The organism is Leisingera sp. NJS201 (assembly GCF_004535885.1).
GTDB lineage: Bacteria > Pseudomonadota > Alphaproteobacteria > Rhodobacterales > Rhodobacteraceae > Leisingera.
This window is the reverse complement of sequence record NZ_CP038234.1, coordinates 2,375,918-2,390,691: the sequence shown is the minus strand read 5'-3', so window position 1 is coordinate 2,390,691 and position 14,774 is coordinate 2,375,918. Positions and strand designations below refer to the sequence as shown.

Here is a 14,774-nt window from a genome sequence, read left to right as displayed (position 1 = left end):
TATGGGGGCTGACCCTGCCAGGCTCAAGCGGTTTCTGCATGATCCGCTGCCACCCATCCGCTTTCCTGCGGCAGCCTGTCCTGGCCTGACGGCCAGCCGCTGGCAGTGACCGCGTCCTGCAGTGCTGCATAGCAGTCCGGATCAATTCCAGGCCCCGACAGTTTGTCCATGATTGCATAAGTCTCATCCAGCGGCAGCGCAGCGCGATAGGGCCGGTCCGCGGTCAACGCGTCAAAGATATCGGCCACTGCCAAAATCCGCATCTCCTGGCTCAGCCGGCCGGCGTCCAGACCGTAAGGGTAGCCTTTTCCATCCAGCCGCTCGTGGTGCGCCGCGCCCACATCCGCCAGCTCGCGGAAGGCGAAAATCCGGCTCAGCACCTGATGACCCAGCACCGGATGCTGCTTCATCCTGGCAATTTCCGCCTCGGTCATCTTGCCCGGCTTGTCCAGAATAGTATTGGGGATACCCAGCTTGCCAATGTCGTGCAGCAGCGCCCCCCGCACCATCCAGCGCCGCCGTTCCGGGGAGTAGCCCAGCTGATCGCAGATCATGCCGGTGTAGCGCGCAACCCGCCGCGAATGGCCGTGAGTAAAGGGGCTTTTGGCGTCGATCACCAATGAAAACGCCTCGCTGATTTCATCCAGGTAATCCTCATCCACCGGATGAATGTGCCGGGCCTGCGGGGTGGCAAGCACTTCTGCTTCCAGCCCGGGATCCCACAGATCCGGCAGAAAGCGCGGACGGCGGATCACCGAGGTGAAGACCGGCACCAGATCGGGATCGAACCATGTGCCCGCACGCCGCTCCAGCTCTGCTGCGGCACCCTCGATCCCCCGCTCGGCGGCAAAGACATCCACCACCTGCGCCATCAGCGCAATGCGCGAAAACAGCGGGATTGCATCGCCCGCCAGGCCCTGCGGCAGGCCGCCGCCGTTCCAATGCTCATCCAGGCCGGCGATGCCTTCGGCCACAGCTTCGGAAAACCGCATCTGCCGGGCAATTGCCGCGCCCCGGTTGCAGCGGGTGTCGATCATCTCTGCGGCTATGCTGCTGTTCCTTGCCAGCACCTGTTTCAGGGTTTTCAGCCGGGTCCAGGCCGCGGTGCCGCCGGCCGTGTTGCGCCATAGAAAACCCAGCCCCTGGCGCAGGCCGTTCACCGTTTTGAAATCGCGCTTAAAGGACAGGTCGTCGGTCTTGTACAGCTGGCAGATGCGGGCGGCATTGGAACTGCAGCCCAGATCCTTCATCAGCAAAGTGAAATAGAGGTCGGAGCGCGCCTGCGGCGCCATCCTCAGCTCTGCTGCCACCTGCATGCCGATCCAGCAGCAGCGCAGGCAATGCCCCTTGGGCTGGCCTTCGGTCATGTCCAGCGCATGGCTGAGCGCGCCAAGAAGCTCCCCCAGCCGCAAGGTTTCCTGGGGGCGGCACCGGCAAGGTGCGAATTCTGATTTAAGATAGTCATGGGCCTTCTGCGCGAAAGATGCGGAAGGCCCATGACACCACGGGCAGGCTTAACCTGCCCTTACCCCGGCGCGGGCGGGTTGGGGAATTCGCGCCGGAATTTAATAAAACTGCCGGGACATGCACTGCCCCGACGGGCAGTTCAGTTCATGCCCAGCTTGCCGGGAAACTCGATGTTGATTTCCAGGCTCGACAGCTCATCGCCGCGTTCCATGCGGATGTCGATCGCCTCGTCGCCGATCTGCATATGGCGGCGGATCACTTCCAGGATCTCGCGCTGCAATTGCGGCAGGCAGTCGGGGCGGACACCGCCGCTGCTGCTGCGTTCATGCGCCAGCAGGATCTGCAGCCGTTCCTTGGCAGTGCTGGCCGAGGCTTTGCGGGGGCGGAGGGAAAAACCGAACATGCCCTACACCGCCCGCCCGAACAGCCGCTGCAGCAGGCCGGGCCGCCGGTCGGCGGCAATCCGCATCTCAATCTGCTCGCCGATCAGCCGGCCCACCGCGTCCTCATAGGCGGTGGCCGCCGCAGAAGGGTCATCCAGTACTACCGGCACCCCGAGATTGGAGGCCCGCAGCACTGCCTTGCTTTCAGGGATGATCCCCAAAAGCGGCTCTGCCAGAACTTCCAGCACATCCTCTACCGTCATCATTTCACCGTTGCTGATGCGGGACTTGTCGTGACGGGTAATCAGCACATGCGCCTTGATTGGCTCCGCACCGGCCTTGCCCGCCCGGTCGGTGATGCTGTTCAACAGGCCCAGCACCCGGTCGCTGTCGCGCACCGAGGACACTTCGGGGTTGGTCACCACAATCGCTTCATCGGCAAAATGCATCGCCATCTGGGCGCCGCGTTCAATGCCCGCAGGGCTGTCGCAGATGATATAGTCGAACTCCTGACGCAGCTCTTCCAGCACCTTCTGGACGCCATCCTTGGTCAGCGCATCCTTGTCGCGGGTCTGCGAGGTCGGCAGCACCGAAAGCGTCTCCAGACGCCGGTCGCGGATCAGCGCCTGCTTCAGCTTGGCGTCGCCCTGAATGACATTGATAAAGTCGAACACCACCCGGCGTTCACAGCCCATGATCATGTCCAGGTTGCGCAAACCCACGTCGAAATCGATCACGACCGTCTTGTGGCCGCGCCGCGCCAGCTCGGCGCCGACGGCAGCGGATGTGGTGGTCTTGCCAACGCCGCCCTTGCCCGAGGTGACCACGATCACCTTGCCCAGCGGCTCTTCCAGTTTCAGGTCCTTGCTCATCGTTCTGCCTTCCTTATCCCTGCGCTCATCCCAGGGTCTCCACACAAAGCCGTCCATCCTGCAGGAACACCTGCACAGGGCGGTTCAACAGCTCCGGTTCCAAATTTTCGCTTGTCCGGTACAGCCCGGCCACTGCCAGCAGCTCGGCGTCCAGGCTGTTGCAGAAGATCCGCGCCTCCTCGTCACCCTCGGCACCAGCCATGGCGCGGCCCCGCAGGCGGCCATAGACATGAATGCTGCCGCGCGCAATCAGCTCGGCGCCGGAACTGACCGGCCCGACCACCACCAGATCGCCGCCTTCGGCCACAACCGTCTGGCCGGACCGCACCGGCTGGGTGATCAGCCGGTTTTGCGGTGGACGCAATTTCTTGGGCAATTCCCGCCGGGTACCGGGGCGGGCCGGACCTTCGGTGTTCAGCGGCGCATCCTTGCCGCTGGCAATGGTAATCAGCCCGGCGTCTTCGGCGGCGGCCACCTGCGAGGGCGAGGCGTTTTGCACCCCGAACACTGCCAGGCCGCGGCTGCGCAGGCTGTCGGTCAGTGCCCGCAGCTCAGCCGGGCGGGTCAGCCCCGGCGCCTGGGCCAGATCCAGGATCAGCGGCGCACCGTCAAAGAAATGCGGACTCCAGCGCAGCTGCGCGTCAAGGGCCGCATAAAACGCCTTGTCCAGCGGCCCGTCCTCGGGGCGCAGCGCAACGGCGGTGAAATACCGCCCGCGGATCTGAAACGGCTTTATGGCAGCGGCGGGGGCACCGCCACGGGGAGGGATGTCTTGATGCGGCACGCTCACGCGAGGCTCCTGCTCGGGGATTGCGGCCTTTGTATTGCCGCTTCTTCTTTTCCTTACGGATAGCGGTTGCGGGGCGGCCCGTTCAACCGGTCCCAGACTGCTTCGGCGGACATGCGCCGGATGTGGTTCTCAGCGGCGGAATTCCGCGGGCAAACTGCTTCAGGTTGTGCAAAAAAGAATTGCTGTCCGCGCGGCCGGGGCGGGAGCATTGCCCAGCCGCCCTCTGGAACCAGCGGCGGCGGCACAACGCCGCGGGGCGCAATCAACAGTGCCGGAGTAGCGCCGCCCCAGCCGCAGCCTCTGCGGCGTATTTGCCAGTGGTGCCCTCCGCCTTGGCATGGTTTGAATAGGCTGCCAGGTTGCACATTTGACCGGCGGTATTGATTTTATTAAGAAATTGGAGAATTGCGATGCAGTGGACTTTACTTGCGGCGTCAGCGCTGGCGGCCCTGTGGATGGGTGTTCACGCTTGCATCGGGGGCCGGGAATGTGCGGTACCGCTGGCACAGGACCGTCAGCTGCCGGATGTCGTGCGCGAAACCACCTTGTTCTGCTGGCATCTGGTGACCGGCTATCTGGGCCTGATGGCTCTGTTCCTGTTTCTCGGCGCCCGCGGCTCGGCTGACATGGCGCTGGCGGGAACAGCTCTGGCGGCGGTGACTGCGGTGATCGGCATCGTGGTGCCGCCGCTGCGCAGCACGGGCTATGGGCTGCTGCCGCAAGGCTGGCTGTTCGTACCGGTCGCGGCTTTGGGCGGCTGGGGGCTTTGGGGCGTTTAGCAGCAGAAAAGCGCAGAACGGAGTCGCAAAGCGTGGCTCCCGCCCGTCCGGCCTGCATCTGAAATGCCGGCCTCCCGGTTGGGCCCGGCGCCGGACCTAAAGGTCCGGCGCGCATCCTGCCTTGGCAGGATGCCATGCCCAAGGCTGCCAAGGGGCGCTGGCGCCAGCCGGCGCATCTGCAGGCGCGGGAGGGCCGCTGAGTCTTGCGGCGCCCGGTTGGGCCCGCCGGCTGTCAGGAAGAAAAGCCTAGCGCGACAGCTCGCGCATGCCGCGTTCCAGCCCGTCCAGCGTCATCGGCACCATGGCGCCTTCGAAGATCTCGCGGATCATGCCGATCGAATGAGTGTAGTCCCAGTATTTCTCCGGCACCGGGTTGATCCACAGGTTTGCCCCCCAGGCGTCACGCGCGCGTTGCAGCCAGACCTGGCCTGCTTCCTCGTTCCAATGCTCATTGGCGCCGCCGGCATAGGCGATCTCATATGGGCTCATCGAGGCGTCACCCACAAAGATGCATTTATAGTCCGGCCCGTAGGTGCGCAGAACCTCATGGGTCGGGGTCTTCTCGCCCCAGCGCCGTCGGTTGTCGCGCCACACGCCTTCATACAAGCAATTGTGAAAGTAATAGTACTCCAGATGCTTGAACTCGGTCCGCGCCGCCGAGAACAGCTCCTCCACCACCTTGATATGCGGATCCATTGAGCCGCCCACGTCCAGGAACAGCAGGACCTTCACCGCATTGTGCCGCTCGGGCCGGGTCTTTACATCCAGATAGCCATGCTCGGCGGTGGAGCGGATGGTGCGGTCCAGATCCAGCTCCTCATGCGCGCCCTGGCGGACCCAGCGGCGCAGCCGTTTCAGGGCCACCTTGATGTTGCGGGTGCCAAGCTCGACATCGCCGTCCAGGTTCTTGAACTCGCGCTTGTCCCAAACCTTGACCGCGCGCTGGTGGCGGCTTTCCTTCTGGCCGATGCGCACGCCCTCGGGATTGTAGCCATAGGCGCCAAAGGGCGAGGTGCCCGCGGTGCCGATCCATTTATTGCCGCCCTGATGGCGGCCCTGTTGGTCCTTCAGCCGCTCCTGCAGCGTCTCCATCAATTTCTCAAAGCCGCCAAGCGCCTCGATTTCGGCTTTCTCCTCTGCGCTCAGATGTTTTTCCGCCATCTTGCGCAGCCAGTCTTCGGGAATGTCCACGGCCTCCATCACGGCCTCGGCCGGGATCGCCTCCAGGCCTTTGAATGTGGCGGCGAAGGCGCGGTCGAACTTGTCGATGTTGCGCTCGTCCTTCACCATTGCCGCACGGGCAAGGAAGTAGAACGCCTCGATGTCGTAGGTCGCCAGCCCCGCCTTCATGCCTTCGAGAAAGGTCAGGTATTCGCGCAAAGACACCGGAATGGCCGCCTTGCGCAGGTTTTCAAAGAAGGGCTGGAACATCGCGGCGCCTTTGCTGAACAGTTACGCCAGCACCCGGTGGGTCAGGATGGTTGCCAGCAGCCCGATCATACCAAATACGATGGCATAGACAGCCCCGTATTGCAGCATGTCCAGGGTATTGCCGCCACGTTTGCGGGCCTTCGTTGCGCCAATAACGGCGCCCAGCACCAAGCCGGCGATTACAATCATGGTGTTTTCCGTTTCCTGTCTTTCAGATCAGTCTTTCAGGCCCGGTGTTTCAGGTCCAGTCTGCACGCTCAGGATCAAGGGGCCGAGGGGCGCAGCGCGGCAATCTCTTCCAGCCGGGCCTCGACCACCCAATCCGGGCCGAACCCGTAGCGTGCCCATCCCAGGCTGTCCAGCCTGACCCGGCGCGCCTCCACCACGCGGCCCTGCAACTCCAGCGCTTCGGCCTGCAGCATCAGCAGGGTCGACAGCAGGGCGGCGTTCTCATGTTCGGCCGCGGCTGCCACAGCAGGGGTCAGCCGCGCCAGCGCGGCGCCCCCATTGCCGGTGGCAATCTCATAGGCCGCCAGCTGCACTGCCAGTTTGGCCTGGTGCATCCGGGTGCCGGGCAGACCTTGCAGATATGTCTGTGCAGTCAGGAAATGCTGCAATGCCAGCTCGGGTTCGCGGACGTGCAGCATCCGGCCCAATGTGTAATGGCTCAAGGCCCGGCGGTGGTCCTGCCAGCCCAGGTCGCGGGCAATCTCCGCGGCCCTGTTGGCGGCGCGCAGCCGGTCCCGCAGCGAGGCTTGCGGGCCCAAAGCCTGCTCATAGGCGGCTGACCAGGCACGCGGGGTTTCCGGCAGCCGCTGCGCCGCGGTGCGCGCGCCGCGCGGGTTCAGCCGCGCCAGCACCGCAGGCAGCCGCGCGGCCACCTCGGCCCGGCTCATGCCGGTGCGCAGCTCGGGCGCATAGGTTGCGCGCAGAATCAGCATGTCAAAGCCGGTCAGCACTGCATGGATATTGTCGTCGTTGAAAATGGAATCCGGCAGCCGGTAGAGATCGTTCAGCGGACCAAGCGCCTGCGCCAGCTCCTCGTGCAGGCAATCACGCACCTCCTGCGGGCTGACGTCATTGGGGATGAATACCGCCAGCTTCTCGCGGTTGCGCAGCAGCGACCAATTGGTGCGCGGGCTGCGCCGGTTGCGGCGGTATTCACGCAGCGACGAGACATTGGGGACCACGAAACAGGCGGCCTTGGGCAAGGCCCGGCGGATCTCGGCGCGGGAAACCGACTGGATGGTGATACTGGCTTCGCCGCCGGACACCCGGCGGACCGGGATCCCGGCCTCGGTCTGCAGCCGGGTCAGCAGCGCGCTTAGATCGCGGTTGAACCCCGGTGCGGGCGTGCCGGTCACACGCAGGGTGATCGGGGTCTCGAACCGGGTGAACTGGGGCAGGGTGCTGCCGCCTTCCAGCCTGAAGTGCAGATCCAGAAAATCCCGCGCGATATCGGCATTGGAGCGCTGCGGCGGCTGCGCGCGGCCGGCGGTGAACACCTTGACCGGCGGCAGCGCAACCGGCGCGGCTGCGGCGCGGGTCGGCGCTGCGGCCCGCCCGCCGGGGGGCGCGCAGGCAGCCAGCGCAGCCACAGCAAGCCCGGCTGCCGCCGCCCTAAGCACGCGCAAGACGGCAGGCCTGCGGGGCGGGTGTTGGACAGAGATTTGTGAAACCGGGGCAGCGTCAGCGGGCACTCGGGGCGTCTCCTATCAGCCCGGGCTGTGCTGCCCGGCTCTGTTTCCTCTGATAGGGGAATGCGGCAGCAATTTGAAGCGAAACAGGCAGCCGCCAGGCAATGCGCCTGCCTGTTCCGGCCTCAAGGCCGTTCAGCGGCGGCCACGCGCCATGAAGGCCAGCCGTTCGAACAAATGCACGTCTTGTTCGTTCTTCAGCAGCGCCCCATGCAGTTTCGGAAGCGCATCGGCGCCGTCACGGGCGATGTCCTCAGGGCTCAGATCCTCGGCCAGCAGCAGCTTCAGCCAGTCGATCACCTCGGAGGTCGAGGGTTTCTTCTTCAGGCCTTGCGTCTCGCGGATCTCGTAGAACTGGGTCAGCGCGGCGGTCAGCAGGCTGTCCTTGATGCCGGGATGGTGCACCTCGACGATCTTTTTCATCGTTTCAGCATCCGGAAAGCGGATGTAGTGAAAGAAGCAGCGCCGCAAAAAGGCGTCCGGCAGCTCTTTTTCATTGTTCGAGGTGATGATCATGACGGGCCGGTGCTTTGCCTTGACCATCTCGCCGGTCTCGTAGACGTGGAACTCCATCTTGTCGAGCTCCTGCAACAGGTCGTTCGGGAACTCGATGTCGGCCTTGTCGATCTCGTCGATCAGCAGCACGACCTTCTCACCGGCTTCAAAGGCTTCCCACAGCTTGCCCTTCTTGATGTAGTTTTTCACATCATTCACGCGCGCATCACCCAGCTGGCTGTCGCGCAACCGGCTGACGGCGTCATATTCATACAGGCCTTGCTGGGCGCGGGTGGTGGACTTCACGTTCCACTCGATCATCCGCAGCCCCAGGGCGCTGGCAACCTGTTTTGCCAGCTCGGTTTTGCCCGTGCCCGGCTCGCCCTTAACCAGCAGCGGACGCTCCAGCGTCACCGCCGCATTCACCGCAACTTTCAAATCATCTGTTGCGACATATTCTTTAGTGCCCTGAAATTGCATATCTTTCCTGTTCCAGTCATGATCGGTGCCACGGCGCCAAGTTGTTATCACGGTTTTAACCAAACGGCGCCACTATTGTGTAGTGACATTCCCTTCCGATGGGGATAAACGCTGCGGCAGAGGGGGAGCCAAAATGTTCAGGTGCAAATTATGACCAGCATTATGGGCCAGACCGAAGGAGCCGAAATGAAGCAAGAAGTGTTTCTGCCGGACGACTACCGACCGGCTGAAGATGAGCCGTTCATGAACGACCGGCAGCTTGAGTATTTCCGACGCAAACTATTGGAATGGAAACAGGATCTGCTGTCCGACAGCCGCGATACCATCGAAGGGCTGCAGGACAACACCCGCAACATCCCGGATGTTGCCGACCGTGCCAGCGAAGAGACCGACCGCGCGCTGGAACTGCGCACCCGTGACCGCCAGCGCAAGCTGGTCGCCAAAATCGACTCGGCCTTGCGCCGCATCGACGAGGGTGAATTCGGCTACTGCGAAGTGACCGGCGATCCGATTTCGCTGAAACGTCTGGATGCACGTCCGATCGCAACCATGAGCCTTGAGGCCCAGGAACGCCACGAGCGCCGCGAAAAAGTCCACCGCGACGATTAACCGCCGCCATTGGCAGTGAAAACGCGCGAATTCATGACGCCGGGGCCTTTTGCTCCGGCGTTTTTTGTTTCATTGGGTGCAAGCGGAGAATCTGCGGGAGCCCATGGAACTCAAAGGCCTGAAAATAACCGTCATCGGCGCCGGGATCGGCGGCTTGACCGCAGCCTTGGCGCTGCGCCGCTTTGGCGCCTCCGTCACTGTGCTGGAGCAGGCCGAGGCGATCTCCGAAGTGGGCGCGGGCCTGCAGATCACTCCCAACGGCGTGGCTGTGCTAAGGGCGCTGGGGCTGGCCGATGATCTGGCCTGGTGCTCGCAGCGCGCCCGTGCCGTGGTGCTGCGCGGCCACCGGCGCGGCGATCAGGTGCTGCGATTGGATCTTGATGAATATTCAGCGGGGCATCCGTACTACTTTGTGCACCGCTCCGACCTGGTCGGCATTCTGGCCGGTGCCGCCCGCCGCGACGGTGTGCAGGTGCGGCTGCTGCAACGGGCGGACCGGGTCGAACCGGGCCTGCAGCCTGTCGTCCACCTCAGCAATGGTGCGCAATGCGGCGGTGATCTGGTGGTGGGCGCTGATGGGCTGCACTCGAAAGCCCGCGTGGCGCTGAACGGCGAACGAACGCCTTTTTTCACCGGCCAGGTGGCCTGGCGCGCCACTGTTCCAAACCATCTGGACCTGCCCGCCGAGGCGCAGGTGTTCATGGGGCCGGGGCGGCATCTGGTGGCTTACCCCTTGCGCGATGGCAGTCTGATGAACCTGGTTGCGGTGCAGGAACGCCGCGCCTGGGCCGACGAGGGCTGGAATTTCAAGGATGATCCCGCCAACCTGCGCGCCGCCTTTTCCGGTTTCGGCGGCACCGCCGCTGCGCTGCTGGAAGCAGTGGAGGATGTATTGCTGTGGGGTCTGTTCCGCCACCCGGTAGCGGCCAGCTGGCATGGCGAAAACACCGCCATCTTGGGCGATGCGGCGCATCCGACGCTGCCCTTCATGGCGCAGGGCGCCAATCTGGCGCTGGAGGATGCCTGGGTGCTGGCCCGATCCCTGCAGGAAGCGCCGGATATCGCGCGCGGCTTGGCCGTTTACCAGTCCCGCCGCCGCGAACGGGCTGAAAAGGTGGTGCAGGCGGCCGGCAAAAACGCCTGGAAATACCATCTGCGCGCACCGCTCAGCTGGCCTGCGCATCAGGTGCTTAAGCTGGGCGGCCGCTTTGCACCGGGCAAGATGGTCAGCCAGTTTGACTGGATCTACCGCCACGACGTCACCGCCTGAGCAGGGCCGGCGGGCGGCTCCCGCCCCTTTTCGGGTTCATATGAAATGAACCCGAAAGTGTTGGGCCGGGCGCCGCGCTGGTGCGCGGCGCGGATAGCGCTAGATATCCAGCTCGACCCAGACCGGCACGTGGTCCGAGGGTTTTTCACGGCCGCGCACATCCTTGTCGATCTGGCAATCGCGCAGCAGATCCGCGGCCTGCGGGGTCAGCAGGAAATGGTCGATGCGGATGCCGTCGTCGCGGTTCCACGCACCAGCCTGGTAATCCCAGAAGGAATAATGCCCTGGCCCCTGGTGCCGGGCGCGGAAGGCTTCGGTGAAGCCAAGGTTGACGATCCGCTGAAACGCGGCACGGCTTTCGGGCCGGTGCAGCGCGTCCTCCAGCCAGGCTTCGGGGCGCTTGGCATCCTCGGCCTGCGGGATGATGTTGTAGTCACCGGCCATCAGTGCCGGCATCTCTTCCGCCAGCAATGCTTCGGCGCGCGCCTTCAGCCGTGCCATCCAGGCTAGTTTATAGGCATATTTTCCGCCCGCCACCGGGCTGCCGTCCGGCTCCAGCTCAACCGGGTTGCCATTGGGCAGGTACAGGCCGCAGATGCGGATCGCCTGCTTGCCGACCACCGTGGCCTCGATCCAGCGGGCCTGTTCGTCGCTGTCATCACCGGGCAGGCCGCGGCGCACATCCTCCAGCGGCAGCTTTGACAGGATTGCCACCCCGTTAAAGCTTTTCTGGCCGTGGGTTTCGACGTTATAGCCGCGCTCTTCCAGCATTTCGCGCGGAAACGCTTCGTCGACCGATTTGATCTCCTGCAGCACCGCCACGTCGGGCTGGGCTTCATCCAGCCAGTCCGGCAGCGCCTGCGCCCGGGCCTTGATGCCATTGATATTGAATGTGGCGATTTTCATGGCTTGCCTCCGGCACAGATTGCTTTATCCGAGGCCGATCTATCGCTGAATCAGCGTCGCGGGGCAAGCCCGAAGCACGATTCGGGAATCACTTGCGGCACGGCGAATCATGGCTGTTTTGCACAGGTGAAAAGTACCCCTCAGGTTGAGTTTCTTTATTTTGCAATAATATACGTGTGAATAACGCGGTGAATAAGCTGTGGATGAATTGAAATAATTGAAATTGCACAAAAAATAGCGAGTTGAAGTTAATGTAATCCGCACTAGAAATTACAATGTGAAATTGCATTTTCTATTTGCGCTGCGCGGTGTCCGTGCCAGCGTTGTGGAGCCTTTTGTCCTTAATGAATGGGGTTCCAAATGACTGCTCAGCACAAAATCCAGACCATCCATGCAGCCCGTCAAACCGCAGGCGCCAGCCTGTTCGAGGGCGGCGGGGCAGAGATGTTCTCCTCTGGTTCAGCACCTGAATGTTTCGCGGAGCTGACTGCGGGTGAAGGTGTTTCGTTGTTTTCTTCCGGGTCCATGCCGCAGGCCGCGCAAAGCTGGGCCGGCGGGGAAACCGGGTTGTTCTCCAGCGGTTCAGCGCCTGCGGCCCGCAGCGAAACCGCAGCTGGCGATCTGGTAGAGATGTTCTCTTCCGGCTCCGCTCCTGTTGCTCAAAGCGATGCCGCCGCAGGTGATCAGGTGCAAATGTTTTCCTCAGGGTCAGCACCTGCGGATCAATCAGAGATTGCGTCCGGGGATTTGACAGAAATGTATTCTTCCGGTTCAGCCCCTGCGGCGGCACATGAAACCGCGGCAGGTGATCTGACGGAAATGTTCTCCTCCGGTTCGGCGCCCGCTGCGCAGGCCGAAACCGGTGCCGGCGATCTGACAGAGATGTTCTCCTCCGGTTCAGCCCCGGCTGCCGCGGCCAGGACGGGCGCGGGCGAGGGGACGCATCTGTTCTCTTCCGGTTCTGCCCCGCAACGGCGGCACGGACCAGCGCGGGCGATGCCACCCGGCTGTTCTCCTCGGGCAGCTGATCCGGGCAGGGCCGGTTTTGCTGCCGGTCCCTGACTTTGGGCGGCCCTGTGTCCGGGGCCGCCGGTATCGCGCCGCATTTATCCGAACGAGGTTCCCATGGCCCAGATCATCCCGTTTTTCTCTCCTGCCGCCCGCCAGTCCCGGGCCTGTGCGCAAGAGACGCTGATTTCCGGTTTCGCAACGCACCGGCGCAGCCAGGAGGACGTGTTCTGGCTCAAAGAGAACGCCGAGCTGCTGAATATTCTGGAATGCACCGGGGCGGATGTTGCCGCTGATGCCCTGCAGCCCTTGCAGCAATTTTACGATGGTGCGGCGCGTCATATCAGTTTTTTCCGGCAGTATTACCGCTTTATCCTGTCGATCTGCCTGGACCTGGAGGATCTGGGTCTGCCGGGGCAGACCGGGGCGCAACTGGCAGGCTGGGTGTCAAAGCAGGGGCTGGCGCAGGCCGAGCTGTCCGATTTGCAGCGCGCCGAGGCCCGGCGGCTGCTGGCGCGGCGCGGGATAGATCTGCGTGATGACGGGCTGGACGACCGGCTGCGCGGTTTCATCTCAAACCCTCAGACCTTTGCCATTCCCAACAAGAAAGCAGCTTACGAGCTGACCCATATCGTTTTCTATCTCTCTGAATACGGCCGCCGCGATCCGGACCTGCCGGAGGCGGCGCTCACCAGTCTGGAATTTGCCGGTCTGGTGGCCTTTTTGGATCAGAACGCCGACTTGCTGGCAGAGATCTGCATCGCGCTGCGGTTTGCCGGCCAGCAGCCGCCTACGGCCTGGGAGGCGTGGCTTGACCGGCAGGTTTCGGCCTATATGCTCGCTAAGGGAGAATTTTATGGACATCATGATGCGTATCACGAGTATTTTGTGGTCAACTGGCTCATGCTGATGTCCGGGCGTCCTGCCTTTCGGCAGGCGGTCCCGATGGGCGGAATGCATGTGTCGGCGCAACAGGGAGGGAGCATTTTGAGGAGCCTGTCAGAAGCGGTTTTCGACGCCGGGATGGCGCGCAACAGCTGGAGCGCAGTGAAGGCGCGCGCCGAGGCTGCCCTGAGCGAGGAGGAGCACGGGCTGCTCACCGCGGCAGAGCGCAGCTGTGCAAGGTTTGCAGGATTTTTCGAAGGTTTCGCCCGGGCGGGCAGCGCGGGGGCCGCGTGATGGGCGGCACCCGCAATCAGGCCTTGGGCGGTGCGCTGCTGGTGGTGGCCTATACCGGGTTGATCGCTTCGGCCGACGGGATCACAAAATTGCTGGCGGGCCAGTATGCGGCGGCGCAGCTTTATGCGCTGTCCGGTGCGATGGTGGTGGGGTTCTGCCTGCTGGCGGACCGGCTGCCGGCGCAGCGCGGCGGCTTCCGCACCCGCTGCCCGCGGGCGATGGCTCTCAGGTCCGTGGCGACGCTGATCGCTGCGGTCTGTTTCTTCTATGCCTTCCGGCTGCTGCCTTTTGCCGAAGTGTTTGTCTTTATCGGCCTGATGCCGCTGCTGGCCGGCGCCATGTCCGGAGCAGTATTGAAAGAGCCGGTGCGCCCGGCGGCCTGGATCGCGCTGGCCGCGGGATTTTGCGGCGTGTTGTTTCTGCTGCCGCATGGCAACGCGGACGCGCATGCATCCTGGGGCCATTTCGTGGCCTTTGGTGCGGTGCTTTCCGGTACGTTTTCCATGACCATGGCACGGTTTATCGGCCGTTATGAAAGCAACGCGCTGGCGCAGGTGTTCTATCCCAACCTGACGCTGTGCGGCGCAATGCTGCTGGCGCTGCCGTTTGTATGGGTGCCGATGCCGCTTGCTGATGTGGGGTGGGCTGCGGCCTATGCCTTCTTGTTGTTCGGCGCGCGCTGGCTGCTGGTGGTGGCGTTGCGGCTTATGGCTTCTTATGCGGTGACCCCGCTGATGAACCTGCAGTTCATCTGGATGGCGGTTATCGGTTCAGTCTTCTTTGGGGAGTTTCCGCCAGCCACCACCTATATCGGCGGTGCCATTGTGATTGCGTCCGGTCTGTATCTGGTCTGGGATCAGTTTGCCCCGGCCTTGCCAAGGCTGCGCGGCCAGGGACGGCTGCAGACCGATCCCTAGCGCCGGGTCGGGGTTGCGTCTGAGACGTTGCGCCCTGCAAACGGGCGAAGCGCCCGCCCCTTGAGATGAGGGCGGGCGCTGCCTTGCCTGGCGGCAAGGCGGGACCATGATGCGCGGTGCCGGCTGGACGCCGCGTCACATCGAAAACGAGGTGCCGCAGCCGCAGCTGGAGGTGGCGTTGGGGTTCTCGATGGTGAAGCGGGCGCCGATCAGCTCCTCGGTGAAATCGATCACTGCGTTTTCCAGGAACGGCAGGGAGACCGTGTCGACGACGACCTTTTCGCCCTGGCCCTCAAGCACCAGATCTTCGGGTTTCGCCTCGTCCAGCGCGATCTCGTACTGAAAGCCCGAGCAGCCGCCGCCTTCGACCGCGACGCGCAGCGCCTGGCCCTGGTCCGCGGCGCCGATCTCGGCCAGCCGGGCAAAGGCGCGGTCAGTGACTTTCGGGGGCAGGTTCATCAGGTTTCTCCACAGCGTTAGTTGCAGCGCAA

Annotated in this window: 16 protein-coding genes; 6 read left to right on the top strand and 10 right to left on the bottom strand. The window is 63.5% G+C overall.

Translation table 11 applies throughout. From position 1 onward, the window contains the following. Positions 1-23: 23 nt before the first annotated feature. From ETW23_RS11805 to minC, 4 genes are all read right to left on the bottom strand, one after another. A complete protein-coding gene (locus ETW23_RS11805) occupies positions 24-1,412 on the bottom strand; it encodes an HD-GYP domain-containing protein (protein ID WP_254695012.1) in 1,389 nt (462 codons plus the stop codon). Positions 1,413-1,606: 194 nt separating this feature from the next. Then, complete coding sequence (gene minE / locus ETW23_RS11800) at positions 1,607-1,870, bottom strand: cell division topological specificity factor MinE (RefSeq protein WP_129371233.1); 264 nt, start codon at positions 1,868-1,870, stop codon at positions 1,607-1,609. Positions 1,871-1,873: 3 nt separating this feature from the next. Next, complete coding sequence (gene minD / locus ETW23_RS11795) at positions 1,874-2,692, bottom strand: septum site-determining protein MinD (protein WP_205877415.1); 819 nt, start codon at positions 2,690-2,692, stop codon at positions 1,874-1,876. Positions 2,693-2,747: 55 nt separating this feature from the next. After that, the gene (gene minC, locus ETW23_RS11790; protein WP_134830097.1) at positions 2,748-3,512 is read right to left on the bottom strand and encodes a septum site-determining protein MinC; all 765 of its coding nucleotides are present in this window, start codon (positions 3,510-3,512) and stop codon (positions 2,748-2,750) included. A gap of 410 nt (positions 3,513-3,922) precedes the next feature. On the opposite strand from minC, the gene ETW23_RS11785 reads away from it, so the two are divergent. Continuing rightward, complete coding sequence (locus tag ETW23_RS11785) at positions 3,923-4,291, top strand: hypothetical protein (protein WP_134830096.1); 369 nt, start codon at positions 3,923-3,925, stop codon at positions 4,289-4,291. A gap of 246 nt (positions 4,292-4,537) precedes the next feature. Here ETW23_RS11785 and ETW23_RS11780 read toward each other — a convergent pair whose 3' ends face one another. The 4 genes from ETW23_RS11780 to ETW23_RS11765 form a co-directional block, all read right to left on the bottom strand. Further along, positions 4,538-5,722 (bottom strand): VWA domain-containing protein, encoded by a 1,185-nt coding sequence (locus tag ETW23_RS11780; protein ID WP_129371229.1) that lies wholly within the window; start codon positions 5,720-5,722, stop codon positions 4,538-4,540. Between the two features lie 21 nt (positions 5,723-5,743). Further along, positions 5,744-5,911, bottom strand: a complete 168-nt coding sequence (locus ETW23_RS11775) for a hypothetical protein (RefSeq protein WP_129371228.1) — start codon at positions 5,909-5,911, stop codon at positions 5,744-5,746. Between the two features lie 74 nt (positions 5,912-5,985). Then, entirely contained in the window at positions 5,986-7,356 is a 1,371-nt protein-coding gene (locus tag ETW23_RS11770; RefSeq protein WP_254695011.1) for a DUF2927 domain-containing protein, read from the bottom strand. A 198-nt stretch (positions 7,357-7,554) separates the two neighbouring features. Continuing rightward, positions 7,555-8,394: a MoxR family ATPase gene (locus ETW23_RS11765; protein WP_129371227.1), complete on the bottom strand. Its 840-nt coding sequence runs from the start codon at positions 8,392-8,394 to the stop codon at positions 7,555-7,557. Between the two features lie 186 nt (positions 8,395-8,580). On the opposite strand from ETW23_RS11765, the gene dksA reads away from it, so the two are divergent. Then, a complete protein-coding gene (dksA, locus tag ETW23_RS11760) occupies positions 8,581-9,003 on the top strand; it encodes an RNA polymerase-binding protein DksA (RefSeq protein WP_129372917.1) in 423 nt (140 codons plus the stop codon). Between the two features lie 103 nt (positions 9,004-9,106). Next, a complete protein-coding gene (locus ETW23_RS11755) occupies positions 9,107-10,273 on the top strand; it encodes an FAD-dependent monooxygenase (RefSeq protein ID WP_134830094.1) in 1,167 nt (388 codons plus the stop codon). A 99-nt stretch (positions 10,274-10,372) separates the two neighbouring features. Here ETW23_RS11755 and xth read toward each other — a convergent pair whose 3' ends face one another. Then, positions 10,373-11,179 carry an exodeoxyribonuclease III gene (gene xth, locus ETW23_RS11750; RefSeq protein WP_134830093.1) on the bottom strand — a complete coding sequence of 269 codons (807 nt, stop codon included), beginning with the start codon at positions 11,177-11,179 and terminating at the stop codon, positions 10,373-10,375. Between the two features lie 360 nt (positions 11,180-11,539). On the opposite strand from xth, the gene ETW23_RS11745 reads away from it, so the two are divergent. From ETW23_RS11745 to ETW23_RS11735, 3 genes are all read left to right on the top strand, one after another. After that, positions 11,540-12,241, top strand: coding sequence for a DUF6749 family protein (locus ETW23_RS11745; RefSeq protein ID WP_205879895.1), 702 nt, complete (start codon positions 11,540-11,542; stop codon positions 12,239-12,241). A 63-nt stretch (positions 12,242-12,304) separates the two neighbouring features. Beyond that, positions 12,305-13,366 (top strand): hypothetical protein, encoded by a 1,062-nt coding sequence (locus ETW23_RS11740; protein ID WP_134830092.1) that lies wholly within the window; start codon positions 12,305-12,307, stop codon positions 13,364-13,366. Beyond that, the gene (locus ETW23_RS11735) at positions 13,366-14,283 is read left to right on the top strand and encodes a DMT family transporter (RefSeq protein WP_134830091.1); all 918 of its coding nucleotides are present in this window, start codon (positions 13,366-13,368) and stop codon (positions 14,281-14,283) included. Before ETW23_RS11740 ends, ETW23_RS11735 begins: the two co-directional genes overlap by 1 nt. Before the next feature lie 135 nt (positions 14,284-14,418). Here the strand turns inward: ETW23_RS11735 and ETW23_RS11730 are convergent, their stop codons facing one another. After that, positions 14,419-14,742 carry an iron-sulfur cluster assembly accessory protein gene (locus tag ETW23_RS11730; RefSeq protein WP_134830090.1) on the bottom strand — a complete coding sequence of 108 codons (324 nt, stop codon included), beginning with the start codon at positions 14,740-14,742 and terminating at the stop codon, positions 14,419-14,421. Positions 14,743-14,774: the final 32 nt, after the last annotated feature.